This is a genomic window from Streptomyces sp. NPDC127117 (genome assembly GCF_042677325.1).
GTDB lineage: Bacteria > Actinomycetota > Actinomycetes > Streptomycetales > Streptomycetaceae > Streptomyces.
The window spans coordinates 1-17,928 of sequence record NZ_JBHXTM010000099.1 but is presented as its reverse complement, the minus strand read 5'-3'; the positions used below and the strand labels follow the sequence as shown (position 1 = coordinate 17,928).

11 protein-coding genes and 1 pseudogene are annotated in these 17,928 nt (G+C 70.1%); 11 read left to right on the top strand and 1 reads right to left on the bottom strand.

The window, feature by feature from the left end; all coding sequences use genetic code 11:
* Positions 1 to 238 precede the first annotated feature (238 nt).
* Positions 239 to 2,167 carry a 1-deoxy-D-xylulose-5-phosphate synthase gene (dxs, locus tag ACFVH0_RS39390; RefSeq protein ID WP_385828244.1) on the top strand — a complete coding sequence of 643 codons (1,929 nt, stop codon included), beginning with the start codon at positions 239 to 241 and terminating at the stop codon, positions 2,165 to 2,167.
* Between the two features lie 155 nt (positions 2,168 to 2,322).
* A complete protein-coding gene (locus ACFVH0_RS39385; protein WP_385828243.1) occupies positions 2,323 to 3,834 on the top strand; it encodes an amino acid permease in 1,512 nt (503 codons plus the stop codon).
* A 49-nt stretch (positions 3,835 to 3,883) separates the two neighbouring features.
* Here ACFVH0_RS39385 and ACFVH0_RS39380 read toward each other — a convergent pair whose 3' ends face one another.
* Positions 3,884 to 4,990 (bottom strand): LCP family protein, encoded by a 1,107-nt coding sequence (locus ACFVH0_RS39380; protein ID WP_385828242.1) that lies wholly within the window; start codon positions 4,988 to 4,990, stop codon positions 3,884 to 3,886.
* Between the two features lie 181 nt (positions 4,991 to 5,171).
* Between ACFVH0_RS39380 and galE the strand changes: the two genes are divergently transcribed.
* From galE to ACFVH0_RS39335, 9 genes and pseudogenes are all read left to right on the top strand, one after another.
* Positions 5,172 to 6,182, top strand: a complete 1,011-nt coding sequence (gene galE, locus ACFVH0_RS39375; protein ID WP_385828241.1) for a UDP-glucose 4-epimerase GalE — start codon at positions 5,172 to 5,174, stop codon at positions 6,180 to 6,182.
* A gap of 83 nt (positions 6,183 to 6,265) precedes the next feature.
* The gene (locus ACFVH0_RS39370; protein WP_385828240.1) at positions 6,266 to 7,372 is read left to right on the top strand and encodes a hypothetical protein; all 1,107 of its coding nucleotides are present in this window, start codon (positions 6,266 to 6,268) and stop codon (positions 7,370 to 7,372) included.
* Positions 7,369 to 8,898 carry a hypothetical protein gene (locus ACFVH0_RS39365; RefSeq protein WP_385828239.1) on the top strand — a complete coding sequence of 510 codons (1,530 nt, stop codon included), beginning with the start codon at positions 7,369 to 7,371 and terminating at the stop codon, positions 8,896 to 8,898. Before ACFVH0_RS39370 ends, ACFVH0_RS39365 begins: the two co-directional genes overlap by 4 nt.
* A gap of 183 nt (positions 8,899 to 9,081) precedes the next feature.
* Positions 9,082 to 10,359 carry a CDP-alcohol phosphatidyltransferase family protein gene (locus ACFVH0_RS39360; protein WP_385828238.1) on the top strand — a complete coding sequence of 426 codons (1,278 nt, stop codon included), beginning with the start codon at positions 9,082 to 9,084 and terminating at the stop codon, positions 10,357 to 10,359.
* Positions 10,356 to 14,909 (top strand): glycosyltransferase, encoded by a 4,554-nt coding sequence (locus tag ACFVH0_RS39355; RefSeq protein ID WP_385828237.1) that lies wholly within the window; start codon positions 10,356 to 10,358, stop codon positions 14,907 to 14,909. The genes ACFVH0_RS39360 and ACFVH0_RS39355 overlap by 4 nt, the downstream gene beginning before the upstream one ends.
* On the top strand, positions 14,899 to 15,702 hold the full coding sequence (locus tag ACFVH0_RS39350; protein ID WP_385828236.1) for a rhamnogalacturonan acetylesterase: 804 nt from the start codon (positions 14,899 to 14,901) through the stop codon (positions 15,700 to 15,702). The genes ACFVH0_RS39355 and ACFVH0_RS39350 overlap by 11 nt, the downstream gene beginning before the upstream one ends.
* A gap of 13 nt (positions 15,703 to 15,715) precedes the next feature.
* The gene (locus ACFVH0_RS39345; protein ID WP_385828235.1) at positions 15,716 to 16,459 is read left to right on the top strand and encodes an Ig-like domain-containing protein; all 744 of its coding nucleotides are present in this window, start codon (positions 15,716 to 15,718) and stop codon (positions 16,457 to 16,459) included.
* Positions 16,456 to 17,730, top strand: coding sequence for a phosphodiester glycosidase family protein (locus ACFVH0_RS39340; protein WP_385828234.1), 1,275 nt, complete (start codon positions 16,456 to 16,458; stop codon positions 17,728 to 17,730). The genes ACFVH0_RS39345 and ACFVH0_RS39340 overlap by 4 nt, the downstream gene beginning before the upstream one ends.
* Positions 17,731 to 17,821: 91 nt before the next feature.
* A pseudogene (locus ACFVH0_RS39335) lies at positions 17,822 to 17,928 on the top strand (transcriptional regulator); the annotation flags it as partial.

Genomic DNA, 17,928 nt, shown 5'->3' with positions numbered 1-17,928 from the left:
GCACCTCCCCCCCCTGCCACCCCCGCGCGCACTGGTTGGCTGGGGTATGTTTTTTCTCAAACTCCACGCGGCGCCGGCCCCGCCCCCCGGGGGCCGGCCCCGCCCCTCTCCGGTGCCGGGCACGGGGTGTGACAGCACTCTCCCCGTACTCTCCCTGCCCGATGCCCGCGACGGCGGACGGAACATTAGACTCATCGGATCGGCATGCTCGACCAGCTCAATACGCAAGGAGGCACGGGTGGCTCTGCTGACCCGCATCGGTGGACCGCGTGACCTGGACCGGCTCACTCCCGAGCAGCTGGACCAGCTCGCCGAAGAGATCCGGACCTTCCTGGTCGACGCCGTATCGAAGACCGGCGGCCACCTCGGCCCCAACCTGGGTGTGGTCGAGCTGACCATCGCCCTGCACCGGGTCTTCGAGTCGCCGAAGGACAAGGTCCTCTGGGACACCGGCCACCAGAGCTATGTGCACAAGCTGCTCACCGGCCGCCAGGACTTCTCCAGGCTCAAGATGAAGGGCGGCCTGTCCGGCTACCCCTCGCAGGCCGAGTCCGAGCACGACGTCATCGAGAACTCGCACGCCTCCACGGTCCTCGGCTGGGCCGACGGCCTCGCCAAGGCCAACGAGGTCCTCAAGAAGGACGACCACGTCGTCGCGGTCATCGGTGACGGCGCACTCACCGGCGGCATGGCCTGGGAGGCGCTGAACAACATCGCCGCCGCCAAGGACCGCCCGCTCGTCATCGTCGTCAACGACAACGAGCGCTCCTACGCGCCGACCATCGGCGGCCTCGCCAACCACCTCGCGACGCTGCGCACCACCGACGGCTACGAGCGATTCCTCGCCCGTGGCAAGGACATCCTGGAGCGCACCCCCGTCGTCGGGAAGCCGCTGTACGAGACGCTGCACGGCGCCAAGAAGGGGCTGAAGGACTTCATCGCCCCGCAGGGCATGTTCGAGGACCTCGGCCTGAAGTACGTCGGCCCGATCGACGGCCACGACATCGAGGCCCTGGAGTCCGCGCTCCAGCGCGCCAAGCGCTTCGGCGGACCCGTCATCGTGCACTGCCTCACCGAGAAGGGCCGCGGCTACACCCCCGCCCTGCTCGACGAGGCGGACCGCTTCCACGCCGTCGGCAAGATCCACCCCGATACCGGCCTCCCGGTCGCCACCTCCGGCCTCGACTGGACCTCCGTCTTCGGCGAGGAGATGGTCAAGCTCGGCAAGGAGCGCAAGGACATCGTCGCGATCACCGCGGCCATGCTCCAGCCGGTCGGGCTGACCAAGTTCGAGAAGGCGTTCCCGGACCGGATCTACGACGTCGGCATCGCCGAGCAGCATGGCGCGGTCTCCGCGGCCGGCCTCGCCACCGGCGGACTGCACCCCGTCTTCGCGGTGTACGCCACCTTCCTCAACCGGGCCTTCGACCAGGTCCTGATGGACGTCGCGCTGCACAAGTGCGGTGTGACCTTCGTCCTGGACCGGGCCGGAGTCACCGGTACCGACGGCGCCTCGCACAACGGCATGTGGGACATGTCGATCCTCCAGTGCGTGCCCACCCTCCGGATCGCCGCCCCGCGCGACGCCGACCAGGTCCGCGCCCAGCTCCGCGAGGCCGTCGAGGTCGACGACGCACCGACCGTGGTCCGCTTCTCCAAGGGCGCGGTCGGCCCGGCGGTCAAGGCCGTCGGCCGGGTCGGCGGCATGGACGTGCTGCGCGAGCCCGGCACCAGCCGTCCGGACGTACTGCTGGTCTCCGTCGGCGCGCTCGCCCCGATGTGCCTGGAGATCGCCGAGCTGCTGGAGGCCCAGGGCATCTCGACCACCGTCGTCGACCCGCGCTGGGTCAAGCCGGTCGACGAGGCCATGGCCCCGCTCGCCGAGCAGCACCGGGTCGTCGTCACCGTCGAGGACAACAGCCGGGCCGGCGGCGTCGGCTCGGCCGTCGCCCAGGCGCTGCGCGACGCCGGGGTCGACGTACCGCTGCGCGACTTCGGCATCCCGCCGCGCTTCCTCGACCACGCCTCCCGCAAGGAGGTCATGGCCGAGATCGGGCTGACCGCGCCGGACATCGCCCGCCAGGTCACCGGCCTGGTCGCCAGGCTGGACGGCCGCTTCGAGAGCGGCGCCGACAGCCGCTCCGTGATCGAGCCCGCCCGCGACTGACGCGAGCGGACACCGCTACGGCCGATGGGCCGGTCGGGTCACCCTGTACGGGTGGTCCGACCGGCCCATTAGCGTGAAATCGCCCGGTGCGGAGCGGTGTGCCACCGGTGCGGTCCCAATCATGGCGTACACGACGAGTGCGTGGAGGTACGCCGGTGACTGCCCAGCAGGACACACCACCCAGCAGTGACGGACTGTTCCGGACCAAGACGGTCGAGCAGTCCATCCGCGACACCGAGGAGCCGGAGCACGCACTGCGCAAATCCCTCTCCGCCCTGGACCTCACGGTCTTCGGAGTGGGTGTCATCATCGGCACCGGCATTTTCGTCCTCACCGGCAAGGTGGCCAAGGAGACGGCGGGGCCCGCCACCGCACTCGCCTTCGTGGTCGCCGGCGTCGTCTGCGCGCTGGCGGCGCTCTGCTACGCCGAGTTCGCCTCCACCGTCCCCGTCGCCGGCTCCGCCTACACGTTCTCGTACGCCTCGCTCGGCGAACTCGTCGCCTGGATCATCGGCTGGGACCTGGTGCTGGAATTCGCGCTGGGCACGGCGGTGGTGGCGGTCGGCTGGTCCGGCTACGTCCGCTCACTGATGGACAACTTCGGCTGGAGCATGCCCGTCGTGCTCTCCGGAACCGATGTGGCAAAAGGATTCGGCTTCGACATCCTGGCCTTCGCCCTGGTGCTCGTCCTGACCGTGGTGCTGGTGCTCGGCATGAAACTGTCCGCCCGGGTCACCACCGTCGTGGTCGCCATCAAGATCGCGGTGGTCCTGATCGTGATCATCGCGGGGCTGTTCTTCGTGAAGGCCGCCAACTACTCGCCGTTCATCCCCGAGGCACAGCCGCAGACCTCGGGTTCCGGACTGACCGCACCGCTGGTCCAGCTGATGTTCGGTTACGCGCCGACCAACTTCGGCGTCATGGGCATCTTCACCGCCGCGTCCGTCGTCTTCTTCGCCTTCATCGGCTTCGACGTGGTGGCCACCGCCGCCGAGGAGACCAAGCTTCCGCAACGCGACATGCCACGTGGCATTCTCGCCTCGCTCTTCATCTGCACCGTGCTCTACGTCGCCGTATCACTGGTGGTCACGGGCATGGAGCACTACACCGAACTGTCGGTGGAGGCTCCGCTGGCCGACGCCTTCAAGGCCGTCGGACATCCCGTCTACGCCGGGCTGATCAGCTTCGGTGCCGCGATCGGACTCACCACGGTCTGTCTGATCCTGCTGCTGGGACAGACCCGGGTCTTCTTCGCGATGAGCCGCGACGGTCTGCTGCCGAGGTTCTTCTCCAAGACCCACCCGAAGTTCGGCACCCCGTACCGCCCGACCATCCTGCTCGGCGTGATCATCGCGATCGTCGCCGGTTTCACCAGCATCAACGAACTGGCGACGCTGGTGAACATCGGCACGCTCTTCGCGTTCGTCGTCGTGGCCCTGGGCGTGTTGGTGCTGCGCCGCACCCGCCCGGACCTGCACCGCGCCTTCCGTACCCCGTGGGTACCGCTGATCCCCATCCTCTCGGTGGCCGCGTCGGTGTGGCTGATGCTCAATCTGCCCGCGGAGACCTGGCTGCGGTTCGGCGTCTGGATGGCCATCGGTGTGGTCATCTACTTCGTCTACGGGCGTGGGCACAGCCGGATCAACGACCCCGTCGGGCGGTCGTAGCCGGGCCGGTGCGTGACGAGGTGTCAGGCGCACCGGCCGTTCCCCGCCGTCAGCCGCCGGTGGCGGGGGACTTCTTCGCGGACTCCGGGATCGTGCCGTCCTTGCGGATGGCCTTCCAGAGATCGTCGGCCTGCGGCTGGGCCGCCACCACCCGGTTGCGGTCCTGCTTGTCGTACGCCACCGGAAGCATGATCGTTTCCATGTCGCCCGGGTCCACGCCGTTCATCGAACGCCCGAACTCCGCCAGGGACTTGAGCGAGGCGAGCCCGGCGTCGGTGGTCAGCGACCTGGTGGCCGAGCTGGCGATCCGGTACGACTTGGTCGGACTGCTCAGCAGGTCCTGCGACTTGACCTCGCTCAGCAGGGCGAGCAGGAACTGCTGCTGGAGCCCGATCCGGCCGAGGTCGCTGCCGTCCCCGATGCCGTGGCGCGTCCGGACGTAGGCAAGGGACTCGGTGCCGTCGAGCTTGTGCGGGCCCTTGGTGAGGTCGAGGCCGGAGGACTTGTCGTGGATGTCCTGCGGGACATCGACGGTGACGCCCCCGATGGCGTCCACCAGATCCTTGAACCCGGCGAAGTTGATCTCCAGGTAGTGGTCGATCCGGACCTCGGACATCTTCTCCACGGTCTTGACCACACAGGCCGGACCGACCTGAGAGTAGACGGAGTTGAACATCACGCGGTTCGCCGACGGCACCGTCGAGCCGTCCGCCTTGGTGCACTCGGGCCGGGTGACCAGGGTGTCGCGGGGTATGGAGACGGCGACCGCCCTGGAGCGGCCCTCAGGAATGTGCACCACCATCGCGGTGTCGGACCGGGCGCCGCTGACGTCACCGCCGCCGCCCAGTTCCTTGTTCTCGGCACCGGCCCGTGAGTCGGAGCCGAGCACCAGCAGGTTCTGGCCGCTGGTCGGCAGCTTCTCGGGGCGGTCCGCACCGAGTGCCTTGTCGATGTCCACGCCCTGGATGTTCCCGTCGAGGCGGCTGTAGAGCCAGTAGACGGTGCCGCCGCCGGCGAGCAGCAGGACGAGCAGGACGCTGAGGGTGATCTTGAGGCCGCGGCGGCGCTTTCGAGGGCCTCCCCGCTGCTTCCGCCCGCCGCCGTGGGAGGCCGGACGACCCTCGCGGGTGCCCTGTGACATGCCGTCGTGGCTCATCGTGGTCGAGTCCTCAAATCTCGTGGCCCGGGGTGGGCTGTGGAGTGCGTGGGACTCGGGTGGGGGGTGTGGCCGGTCCGTGCGTGCATGGCTGAGCGTGCACTATAGAACAGAGGATCGTGCGAATGGGTGTTTTGGCCCCCGGAATCATGATCTGGGCAGCTCGAACTACTATTCGTTCATGACTTGGTTGATCACGGGTGGTGCGGGCTTCATCGGGGCGCATGTCGTCCGTGCCATGCGCGAGGCAGGTGAATCGGTCGCCGTGTACGACGACCTCTCCACGGGCGACCGCTCGCGCCTGCCCGCGGACGTCCCGTTCATCCAGGGCTCGACGCTCGACGCGGACCGGCTGCGGCACGCCTTCGCGGAGTTCCCGGCGCGCGGGGTGGTCCACCTCGCCGCGAAGAAGCAGGTGGCGGAGTCCGTCGAGCGCCCGCTGTTCTACTACCGGGAGAACGTGCAGGGTCTGCAGACCCTGCTGGAGGCCGCCGCCGGCAACGGGGTGCGGGCGTTCCTCTTCTCGTCGTCGGCGGCCGTCTACGGCATGCCCGACGTACCGCTCGTCACGGAGTCGACCCCGTGCGCCCCGATCAACCCCTACGGCGAGACCAAGCTGACGGGCGAGTGGATGGTGCGCGCGGCCGGGAAGGCGCACGGCATCGCCACCGCCTCGATGCGGTACTTCAACGTGGCCGGCGCGGCCACCCCGGCCCTCGCGGACACGGGCGTCTTCAACCTGGTGCCCATGGTCTTCGAGAAGCTGACGCAGGGGGCGGCCCCGGTGGTCTTCGGCGACGACTACGACACCGCGGACGGCACCTGCGTACGCGACTTCATCCACGTCGACGACATCGCCTCGGCACACCTCGCCGCGGCGCGAGCCCTCCTCGACCGGGAGCCGGGCACCGACCTGACCGTCAACATCGGCCGCGGCGAGGGCGTCTCGGTGCGCGAGATGATCGAACTGATCGGTGAGGTGACCGGGTACGGGGCCGAAGCGGCCCCGGTCTCGGCGCCGCGCAGGGCGGGCGACCCGGCCAGGGTGGTCGCCTCGGCCGACCGGATCCGTACCGAGCTGGGCTGGTCCGCCCGGCACGACGCCCGCGAGATGGTCGCCTCCGCGTGGGAGGGCTGGTGCCTCGGGCACCCGGGGGCGCGCCGTCGGGCCGGTGCCACCAGTTCGGCCTGAGCGTGCCATGGCTTGTTTATGATGTCTCGATCCAGCGCCTGTGACCTGCACGGGCCTGTTCGCAGGGAGGGTGACGAACAGCGATGCGCAGCGCCTCCCCACGTGAAGCGAAGCAGCGGAACGAGCCCGTCGCGGAGGCTTCCGCACAGCTCGCCCGAGCCCTCGGCGGCCCCTGGCTGCTGACCGGACACGACGGCAGACTGACCGCGTACGTCCACGTCGAGGGCGCCGTGCTGCGCTGGACCGAGTCCGCTCCCGGCGGCCGGCGGTGGACAGGACCGGACGTCCTGCCCGCGAAGGACATCGACCGGCTCACCGTGGTGCAGGGGCAGAATCGTTACGCCCATCTACTGGGGCGCCGGGTCCGGCCGCGCGCCGACGGCTGGACGAACGTGGACGTCATGTACGCCACGCAGTACCAGACGGGCCGCCCGATGACGCAGTGGCGCTCGCTGGGCAATCCGTTCAAGGAGATCGACAAGGCCGTCGAGACCGGCGCCCCGGCCGCCGCCGTCGCCGGTGACGGAGCGCTGTACGTCTGTGTCCCGACCGGACCGGGCGGCGTCGCCCTGCGCCGCGAGGACAAGCGCGGCCGATGGGAGGCATGGACCCAGCTCCAGGTCTCCGGCGGCATCGACGGACCGGCGCCCGCGGCGACCTCCTCGGGCCTGGTGGAGATCCTCGTCCCCACCCGCACCGCCGCGCTGCGGCTCCGGCAGCCGGAGCCGGGCGGCGCCCTGGCACGCGGATACGACGTGGCCGCGCCCCCGCTGCCCGGATCGGTGACCGCGCTGGAGACCGCGCCGGGCCGGCTGACGTACTACCTGACCGATGCGCGGGGGACCGGTGTCGTCGCGGTCCGGGAGGGCAGCTGGCCCGTACCGCTGGGAGGCAACCCCGCCGACGGCCGCATCGCCGCCGTCCGGACGACGGTCGACGGCCTTGACTGCACGGTGCTCGCGGTCCGCGGTGCCGACGGGACGGTCAACCTCGGGGTCTGCGCGACCGAGGGCGAACAGTCCGGCTTCTGGTGGACCGGCACCGGAATGAGCTGCACCGGAGACCCGGCACTGGCCGCCGACGGCCACGGAAGGGCGGTCGTCGCGGCCCTCGGCGCCGACGGAGTGCCGGTCGTCGCACGCCAGGAGGACGGCCAGGGGCTGACCCTCGGCGGCTGGAGCCGGATATGAGCACCCCGGGTCCGGCCCGGCGGGTGACGGTCGTCGCCGCTCGCCATGGTGAGGCGGTGGCACTCGTCGCGGCGGAGGGGCCCGGCACGGAGCTGAGCGTTCTCTGCGTCGAGGAGGACGGCAAGGACGGCCGGGCGGCACTGGACCGCGCGCTCGCCGACGCGGAACGGCGCGGCTGCCGGGTCACGGGCGCGCCCCGGACCGTCGGCGCGCAGGACGGCCACGCCGCGCTGCTCCGGGAGCTTCGCACACTGAACCCGCAGCGGGTACGCCTGGCCGACCCCGATCCGGCGCATGTGTCGTACGACGAGGAGCGCGAACTCCCCGTCCACGGCGAACCGGCCGAGAACGCCGCCGCCGCGCTCACCGCGCTGGCCGCGGCCCGCGAACACCAGCTGGAATCGGGCACCCCGGTCTTCGTCGACTGCCACCGGGCCGGCGCGGACGCACGGCCCGACGCCGCTTCGCAGCCGCGCTACCCGCACCCGGCGCACTGGCTGACCGAGGGGTTCGACGGCAGGCTCTCCGCCTTCCTGCCCTCCGCCGCCGGCATCGTGCGCTGGACGCAGCGCGAACCGGGCGGCACGGCCTGGCAGGGACCGGAACTCCTGCCCGGACCGCGGCTGATGCCCGGCCTCCGGGTGGTCCGGGACATGCACGGCTTCCCGCACCTCTTCGCACTGCGCAGGATCCCGCTCAAGGACGGCGGCGACGACATCGCGGTGGTGCGGGCCGCCCAGTACCGCACCGGGCACCCGCTCACCCCGTGGCACTCCCTGGGCGGGCCGAACTCCGGCAACCGGCACCGCAGCCGGGAGGTCGGCTTCCCGGCGGCCGCGTTCGACGGCACGGGCGGCCTTTTCGTCTTCGTACGCAACTTCGGGCACAGCGTGAGCTACCGGCACCAGGGGGCCGACGGCGCCTGGACTTCCTGGCAGCACCTTCGCGGTGTCCGCGTCGCCGATGAACTCGTCACGGTGACCACGGCCGGGGGAGAGGTCGAACTCTTCGCCCGCGCCCGGGACTCCGCCGCCGTGCTGCGCTGGTACCGCTCGGGGCCCGACGGCGCCTGGGCCGAGGACCGGGCGGTGCCGTTCTCGCCGCGCCCGGGATCGATGGCGGCCGGGCCCGAGCCCGGGACGGTTCTCTTCCGCGACCTGAGGACCAACGAGCCCTGTGTGTGGTGGCCGGGCGCGACGGGCCCGGTGCCGCTGGGCGGCGCCGACGACGGTGCGGGCCCCGTCACCGGGGTCCGGGGCGTCGAGGCGGACGGCTGGTCGTACTCCCTGCTGGTCCGGTCCGGCCCCGGCGGCACCTGTGCCGTGGGGGTGCACGCCGAGGGGCGGGCGGACGCGGGCGTGTGGTGGAACGCACTTCCCGTGGATTCGGATGTGATGCCCGCAGCTGTCCGGGATCGTGCGGGCGCTGTCACCTTGGCGTCGGTCATGGCCGGATCACGATTGGGACTCTCTCACCGAGAGTCACCGTCCGACGGGTTCGAGTTCGGTCACTGGTACACAGTGTGACGATTTATCGCCGCTGATGATCTTTTTTTGCCACTTGGTTGGCCGAAACCTGTTTAGTTTTTGATAAAGTCGCCGAATCTTTCATGTGAAGGATTCGGGGGAGTCTCGTGAACACTCGGTTGCCCCTCGACTGCGTATGGATGGACGGGGGCCTGTCGCTGTCGTTCTCGTGACTGAGGGGTTATGGCCAAGCTGTCCTTGCGTGCTGTCCAGAAGCTCACCTGCAAGAAGCGTGATGCCTGGTGGACGGTGATCCTGGTCGATCCCGTGGCCACCCGCATGCTCATCGTGATGGCGCGGTTCAACTTCATCACGCCGAACCGCGTGACCTGGGCGGCGCTGTTCGTCGGACTCGGTTCCGCCGGCTTCTTCCTCAAGGGCGACATGCAGTCCCTGATCATCGGGGCGGCGCTCTACCACCTGAGCTTCATCCTCGACTGCATCGACGGAAAGCTCGCGAGGCTCAAGGGCAACGGCACCGTCTTCGGTGGCTGGCTCGACTACGTCTTCGACCGCATCAGGGTGCTCTTCTGTGCCCTCGCCCTGATGGGCGGGCAGTATCTGCGCAACGGTGATGAAAGGTTTCTGCTCGCCGCGCTGATGGTCGTCTTCCTCGACATGCTCCGCTACGTCGACGCGCTCCAGATCTACAAGATGCGCATGTCGATGCGGACGAAGATCGAGAAGGTCACCCGGGAACGCCAGGAGGCCGAACGCGCGGCCGCCGCCGAGGGCCCGGCGGAGCCCGACGAGGCACAGCAGATCCGGTTCATGGAGGACCTGCTGCGGGAGAACCCCGAGGCCGAGGCGGAGGTGCTCAAGGAGCAGGCGGGCGCCGGACACGTCGTCGACCTGCACGCCCAGTTCCGCCACCGCTTCCCCTGGTACCTGCGGGTGCGGCAGGCGCTGCTGCGCAGCCGGATCAGGCCGCACCTCATCAGCGGCATCGAGTTCCAGATGTTCGTCTTCATCGTGGGACCGCTGATCGGCCGGATCCTCCTGACCACGGTGGTCTCCGCGATCCTGCTCGGGATCTTCGAGCTGATCATCATGTACAAGTTCTGGCTCTCCACCCGCGACTTCACCCATGTGATGGCCGAGCTGGCCGAGCCGCCGTCCGGCGCGGGCTCCATCGCCCCCCACCTCCACCGGGGCAGGCACCGCCGGGGCGTGTCGGGCGACCCGCTCACCGCCCCGGAGTTCCAGGCGCCGCCGGCCCACGAGGACCCCGGATTCCAGCCGTACCCCGAGCCCTACCCCGCGTACGAGGCACCGGACCAGCAGCCGGCACAGACGTTCCAGCCACTGCCGGCGCCCGCGTACCAGCAGATGACGCAGGCGTACCAGCAGGTGCGCACGCAGGGGTACGACCGGCCGGCGCAGGGACAGCCGGTGTACGGCACCCCCGGTGCCGTGCCGCCCCACCACGGCTACCCGGGAGACCGAGAGGGCGTCGGATGAACCACGAGCAGGACACCCCCGACGTCTGGATCACGGTCGTCATCCCCGCGTACAACGCGGCCACGACGATCGGCAAGGCGCTCCAGTCCGCCGTCAACCAGACCTACGAACTGGTCGAGGTCGTCGTCGTGGACGACGCCTCCACGGACAACACCCTCGACGTCGTGGAGAACTTCGCCGGGAACAACAACCGCGTACGCGTGCTCCGCCGGCCCGTGAACAGCGGCGGCGTCGGAGCCCCCCGCAACCTGGGCATCGCGCAGGCCGCCGGCCAGTACCTGATGTTCCTCGACGCCGACGACGAGCTGCCGCCCCGCGCCTGCGAACTGCTGCTGGCCGGTGCGCTGGAGAGCGGCAGCGACATCACCGCGGGCAAGGCCGTCCGGGTCAACCGGGCCACCGGCGAGAGCGAGGGCTGGGCCCCCGAGGTGTACGCGCTGGGGCGCACCGTCCCCGGCCTGGCGGAGTTCCCGCTGATGCTCGCCGACCCGATCGCGGCGGCCAAGCTGTACCGGGTGGACTTCCTGCGCTCGGGCGGGGTCTGGTTCCCCGAGGGCGTCTTCTACGAGGACACGTACTTCTCCACCGTGGCGGGCTGCCTCGCCGACGGGATCACCGTCATCACCGACCCCGTCTACCGGTGGATGTGGGAACCCGAGGGCGGATCGATCACCGGCCGCACGGGCGAGCTGCGCTCCATCCGCGACCGGGTCGCGGTGCACCGCGCCACCGACGCGTTCCTCCTGGACCGCGGCCTGTGGCAGCTCAAGGTCCGCAAGGACTCGAAGTTCCTCGCGCACGACCTGCGCCTGTACATGCGGGCGCTGGCGGAGGGCGACCCGGAGTTCCAGCAGGGGTTCACCGAGATCGCGAGCAACTACCTCTTCTCCATCAGCGAGGAGGCCTTCGAGCTGTGCGACCCGGTCGACCGGGTCAGGGCCTACCTCGTCATGTACCAGGAGACCGAGGCCGCGCTCACCACGCTCGACTACGTGCAGCGCAAGAGCGTCCTGTCGTCCTTCCTCGTGGAGGAGGACGGCCGGGTGTACTGGTCGGGCGACCACCTGCACCTGCCGGACGCCCGGCGGATGCTCGATGTGACGGAGCTCGGCCTGTCGGCGGCGAAGCTCGCCCAGGAGCCGCTCTTCGCCCAGCTCGACACCTGGTCCGTGGCCGGCGGGAAGCTCCGGTTCGAGGGCCGGCTGGTCAACCGGTTCGGGCGGATCGAGCCCGGACACGACCTCCGGCTGACCCTGGCCGTACGCAACCGCCACACGAAGAAGGACGTCACCGTCCCGGTCGACGGCGCCGATGTCGACGAACGTTTCGTCGGCTTCGGCGGCACCGTCGATCTGACGGCCGTGCTCGGCGACGAGTTCTCCGAGAGCACGGTCTGGAACGTATCGGTCATCGTCGAGTGGAACCGGGCCAGGTCCCGCTCCCCGCTCAACGTGCGCGACGTGGACCTCTCCGGGCTGACCTTCCTGGCGAACGGGGAGGAGCTGGAGGGCTACCGCACGATCAGCGGCAACCTCGCCCTGCGGGCGGCCACGGCGGGCCGCAGGACCTTCGAGTCCGCGCAGAACGACCCCGGCGCACCGTGGATGTGGTGGCGCGACGGGATCCACCCGCCGATCGCCCGCCTCGACCATCCCTTCGAGATGGCCGTCGTCGTGCCCTGCTACAACGTGGCCAAGTACCTGGACGACTGCCTCGGCTCGATCGCGGCCCAGGAGGGCTTCGCCGCCACCCAGGTCATCCTGGTGGACGACGGCGCCACCGACGAGACGCCCCGGATCCTCGACGACTTCGCGCAGCACTACGCCAACGTCACGGTCGTCCACCAGCCCAACGGCGGACTCGGCAACGCCCGGAACAACGGCCTGGACCGGGTCACCGCGCCCTACGTCACCTTCCTCGACTCCGACGACATCCTCGGCGAGCGGGCCCTGTCGCACATGCTCCAGGCGGCCTGGCGGGACGGCTCCGAACTGGTCGTGGGCGACCTGGTGAACTTCCCCGACCGGCCCTACGGCCCGTGGAAGCAGCACTTCGGCCGGGGCGACCGCCGTATCGACGACTTCGCCTCCGTACCCGATCTGATCTTCAGCGGATCCGCGTGCAACAAGCTCTTCAGTACCCGGCTGCTGCGCCGGCTCGGGGTGCGCTTCGGCGAGGGGGTCCACTTCGAGGACTCCTGGGTCACGCTCCCCAGCATGCTGCGGGCCAACGCCATCAGCCTGGTCGACCGCCCGGTGTACTACTACCGCGGGCGCCCCGACGGGTCCTCCATCATGGACTCCCTGTGGAGCAAGCCGGCGAACTACCGGGACCACCTGCGGCTCAACCACTTCCTGCTGGACTACACCGCCGCCGAGCGGGCCGACATCCGGCACATGTTCCAGCGCTATGTGACCCGCACCTACAAGGGCTTCCTGTGCAACGCCCGTAACGTCATGGGCCGGACGCAGCTGGCGGAGATGTTCCCGGACATCTGCCGCCACTACACGCAGATACCCGACGAGATCATCCTCGAATACGCCACCAACCCCGCCCAGCAGCTCGACCACTACGCGGCGAAGAGCGGGAACTTCGAGCTGTTCTGCAACCCGGAACCGGCGCTGGAGAACGCCCCACTGGCGCTGGAGATCGACGACGACGGCTTCCACCGGACCTTCCCGGGAGGCACCAGGAACACCCGGACCGCCCGCGTGAACGACCCCAACGTCGTCGTCGAATCGGTCCGCACCCGGGGCGATGTGCTGGTCGTGGAGGGCTGCCTGGCCTTCCCCGGCATGGACATCGACGGCCCGATGGACAACCTCCTGGAGTTCGTCTACCAGACCGCGCACGCCAAGATCGTCGTCCCGCTGCGCCAGGTCGCCCGCCGTGACCTCTGGAACACCCGCAACGGCCGTGACCTGTACGCCGGCTGGTACGCCGAGATCCCGGTCGCGGACCTGACGCGCGGCGGATGCGGGGTCGGCGACTTCCGGCTCCGGGTGCACCGGGTGGATCGCACACGACAGCGCAACGTCATCATGAAGGCACGCCTTCCGCTGCACCGGCTCAAGGGCCCCGGCCGGATCGCCGGCCACCCCTACATGCTGACCATCGGCGGTGGGGAAGCGCTGCACCTGCGCCTGGTCGACCGGAAGCCCGTCGCGCGGGCGAAGCACGCCCTGTGGCGGGCGGCCCGCGAGATCCGCATCCTCAAGACCCGCAACCCGGGCTGGCGCATGCGACTCGCCTACTGGCTCACGTACCCGTTCCTCAACTCCCGTGAGATCTGGCTCATCGGCGAGCGGTCGGACACGGCCCAGGACAACTCGTACCACTTCTTCAAGTGGATGCGGACCCACCGCAAGCGGCGCAAGGCGTACTACGTCATCGACGGGAACTCTCCCGATCACCGGAAGGTCGCCCCGTACGGCCGGGTGATCAAGCTCGGTTCCTTCAAGCACCGGATGTATCTGCTGCACGCGACCAAGCTGATCGGTTCGTACGACTCCGAGTCGTACCTGGTGCCCGAGGGCTACCGGAAGGTGCTCTTCCTGCACCGGTTCGGTGAGCTCCTGAAGTACCAGCGGGTCTTCCTCCAGCACGGGATCATCTACAACGACGTGACGTCCGGCGTCGACCAGCGGATCACCAGTTACGACATGATCGTGACCACCGGCCGTCAGGAGCGCGCCTATCTGGCGCAGGAGGCCGGCTTCGGCGACCGCGCGGTGCTGGCGGGCCTGCCCAGGTTCGACGCGCTGCGGCGGGAGCCGGGGGAGCGTCCGCGCATCCTGCTCATGCCGACCTGGCGGCAGTGGATCGTCACGGCCTCCTACAAGAAGTCCGCGGGTCCGGCCAAGACGGCCTTCACCCAGTCCGAGTACTTCCGGTTCTACCGCTCGCTGCTCTCCGACCGTAGGCTCGTCGCGGCCCTGGAGCACTTCGGCGTCGACCTGGAGTTCTTCCCGCACTACGAGATCCGGCCCTACCTGCACAACTTCCGGATCGACTCGCCCGCGATCGAGGTCGCCGACCCCGGTACGCGCAATGTCCAGGAAGCCATGAAGGAGTGCTCCCTCATGGTCACGGACTACTCCTCCGTCTTCTTCGACGTGGCCTACATGGGGATCCCGCTGGTCCATGTGCCCTTCGACGAGGAGGACTTCTACGGACGGCACTACAAGCGGGGCTACTTCAACCTGACGGAGCACGGCTTCGGCCCGGTCTGCCGCACGGTCGACCAGGCCGTCGACGAGATCATCGCCTCGATGGCCAGGGGCTTCACGGTGGAGAGCCCCTACCGCGAGCGCGCGGAGCAGTTCTTCGCGCACCGCGGCGAGGGCAACTGCGAGCGTGTGTACGAGGCGATCGACGCCCTGGGGACGGCGAGCGCCGCCGATCTCGGCCCCGCCGGACCCGTCGCCGCTCTGCCCGCCACCCGCGCACACCGGGACGACGGCCTGCCGGCCGCACCGGACGCCGGTGCGGTGGCCCTGGACATGACGGGCCGGGAAACGTACGAGGACGGGTGGGACCGTGCTGTCTGACTGGAATCCCGGGCAGGGCAGGCCCCGCCGGATCTTCCTCACCGGTGGGTCCGCCATGGTGACGCGGGAGGTGAGCAAGGCACCCATGACGGGCTGGGGCCAGGTGCTCCACTTCTTCCTCACCTCGCAGGAGGTGGAGATCGTCAACTGCGCGCGGGCCGGAGCGAGTGCCCGCACATTCAGCGAGCGGGGCAGGCTCGACTGGATCCTCCAGAACATCCGCCCCGGGGACTATCTGCTGACCTCGTTCGGGACCAATGACGCCAAGCCGGTGGAGTGGCTCCGAGCGGAGGCGTACGGCGACTTCCAGGACCACCTGCGGAAGTTCGTCGACGGCGCACGCGAGCGCAACGCCCATCCGGTCCTGGTCAGCCCGCCGGAACGGGACAACCATGATGTGCACGGCAACATGCCGAGGAGCATCACGGAGTACCCGATGGCGATGCGCGACCTCGCGGCCGAGTGCAGCGTTCCCTACATCAACCTCTACGACCGGAGCCACGGCTGGTGGGAGGGGCTGGGGCCGGAAGGCGTACGCCCCTACTTCATCCACCTGGAGCCGGGGGAACACCCGAACTACCCGGACGGTCTCCACGACCCCGGTCACATGTCGCCGGAGGGGGCCATCGCGTGTGCGCGCTACGTCGCCTACGCGCTGGTGGAGCAGCGGATCGTGCCACCGCACTGGGCCGTCAACCTCGACCGCGCGGACTTTCCTCCGGAGTGGGTGACCTGGCTCGACGAGGAGACACACGCCGAGCTGACCAGGTCACGCACGCTGGGCTCGAACTGAGAGTCGGACGATCATGAGTACCTTCACCCTCACCGGAATGCGCAGCGTCCAGCAGGACAACCCCTCGATCGTGGCGCACATGGAGCTGCGGTCCGCCGCGGACCCCCGGCTGCCCGTCGAGCCAGGCCGGCGGATCGACTTCGAATGGATCCTCACCCCGCAGGGCGACGGCACCCGCTACTACGGCTACCTCATGGCCGATTCGTTCGACAAGGTCGCCACCATCGAGAACATGGCCGGAATGAGCCTGCTGCCCTCGGGCGAACGGTACGCGACGTCCACGGGGCCCGGCGTCGAGCGCGTCGCCAGGTTCACGCTCCGGGTGAACCGGCATGTCCCGCCCGACGCCTTCCTCGTCCCCGTCCTGCGGGCGGGCATCATCGCCGACGGCGGGAAGAGCCTCACCTCCACCACGTTCTCCCTGAAGAACCACGGCTTCCGGATCGCCTCGCTGCCCCCGCAGGGGCGGAGCATGACGGTGGTTCCCGGACACCACGCGGTGCTGACGGATCTCACCGACGGAATGGGCGAGCACGTCGGGCTGGCCGGGGTCGGACCCGCCCGGCACGGGGTGACGAGCGTCGGGACGGACGGAACGGTGACGTACCAGCCGTTCGACGGACACCTGGGCTACGACTGGTTCGACTATGTGCTCGACGCGGGCGCCGGCCGTCTGGTCCCCGGCCGGGTGACGGTTCACGTCGGAGACCTCGGCACGACACCCGGTCTGCTCGGAGGCTGGGCACCGGGGCCGTGAGACCGCACCGGGACCGCCTCGTGCGGTGGGGCGCGGTCCTGCTGGCCATGGTGGCGACGGCGACCGGGTGCACCGGCCACGGTCCCGCCCGGCGCGACGACTCTCCGTGCGGGCAGACCCTGCCGTGCGGGGTGGCGGCGGAGCGGATCACCCGCCGACTGGCGGACGGGGCGCGGATCTCCATCAGTACGGTGACCGTCCGGCCGTCCGCCCGGGTCACGGTGAAGCCGGCCGTCGGCGCCGATCTCGCGACGGCCGAGACCGTCGGCCGGACGGCGCGAAGGGCACGAGCCGTGGCCGCGGTGAACGGCTCGTTCTTCGACACCGTCGGGCCTCCCGTCTCCAGCGGCTGTCCGGGAGATCCGCTGGGCGTGCTGATCGTCGACGGCCGGATGCTGAGCGAGGCGGCGAACGGACGCACCGCGCTGATCCTGCCCGGCCGCGGGGGCCGCCCCCGCATCGACGAAGTGCGCTCCGGGATGTGGCTGACCGCGCCGGACGGAGCGGTGCGCGAGCTGGACGGCGTCGACCGGGTGCCGGGAAGAATCGTCGGCTGCGGAGGCACGGGCGGGGACCGGCTGGCCGCTACCGGCCTGCCGGAGCAGCGGCCCCGGCACAACCAGCTCTGCCTGGACGACAGCGAGATCGTCGCCTTCACTCCCGACCGGGGCGCGCATTCACCACCCGGCGGGCCCGGCAGCGTGGAGGCCGTGCTCGACGGGAACGGGCGGCTGACGGAGCTGCGCAGCCCCGCGGGCGGGGCGATCCCCCGGACCGGCTCCACCCTCGCCGGTGTGGGGGAGGGCGCCGACTGGCTGCGGACGCACGCGCGTCAGGGGCTGCCCTTCGGCCGGCGGACCGTCGTGACGGACGGGAGCGGGCGGAGCGTCCTCGCTCCGGGAACATCGGTGCTGGGCGCGGGCCCCGCGCTGCTGCGCGGCGGCGAGACCCGGATCAACGGCGTTGCCAACGGGTTCACCGGTGACACGTCGACCGAGCGTCAGCCCCGTACGGTCGTCGGCATCAAGGCGGACGGCACACTGCTCCTGGCTGTCCTCGACGGCCGGAGCCCGGACAGCGCGGGCGCCACACTGCGGGAAGCGGCGGCGCTCCTGCGCGACCTGGGAGCGGTGGACGCCCTCAACCTCGACGGCGGGGGCTCCAGCACGATGGTGGTGAACGGACGGCTCCACAACCGGCCCCGGGACGCGGAGGGAGCGCCGGTACGGGAACGGGCGGTGGCCGATGCGCTGGTCGTCGTGGAGCGCTGACGGGTGTGCGGCAGCCGTGCCGGTACGGGAGCGAGAATGGACGTGTTCGCCACAGCACCAGCACGCCGACCGGAGAAGGGGTGAGCGAGCGGTGAAGCCCGCGGTTCCGCTGTACCAGGCCAAGGCCGAGTTCTTCCGGATGCTCGGGCACCCGGTACGCATCCGGGTGCTGGAACTCCTCCAGGACGGCCCGATGCC

What these genes read in the sequence shown, in the direction of transcription:
- ACFVH0_RS39380 (WP_385828242.1), bottom strand. Translation starts at nt 4,990, where the DNA reads ATGAGCCACGACGGCATGTCACAGGGCACCCGCGAGGGTCGTCCGGCC.
- galE (WP_385828241.1), top strand. Translation starts at nt 5,172, where the DNA reads ATGACTTGGTTGATCACGGGTGGTGCGGGCTTCATCGGGGCGCATGTC.
- ACFVH0_RS39370 (WP_385828240.1), top strand. Translation starts at nt 6,266, where the DNA reads ATGCGCAGCGCCTCCCCACGTGAAGCGAAGCAGCGGAACGAGCCCGTC.
- ACFVH0_RS39365 (WP_385828239.1), top strand. Translation starts at nt 7,369, where the DNA reads ATGAGCACCCCGGGTCCGGCCCGGCGGGTGACGGTCGTCGCCGCTCGC.
- ACFVH0_RS39360 (WP_385828238.1), top strand. Translation starts at nt 9,082, where the DNA reads ATGGCCAAGCTGTCCTTGCGTGCTGTCCAGAAGCTCACCTGCAAGAAG.
- ACFVH0_RS39355 (WP_385828237.1), top strand. Translation starts at nt 10,356, where the DNA reads ATGAACCACGAGCAGGACACCCCCGACGTCTGGATCACGGTCGTCATC.
- ACFVH0_RS39345 (WP_385828235.1), top strand. Translation starts at nt 15,716, where the DNA reads ATGAGTACCTTCACCCTCACCGGAATGCGCAGCGTCCAGCAGGACAAC.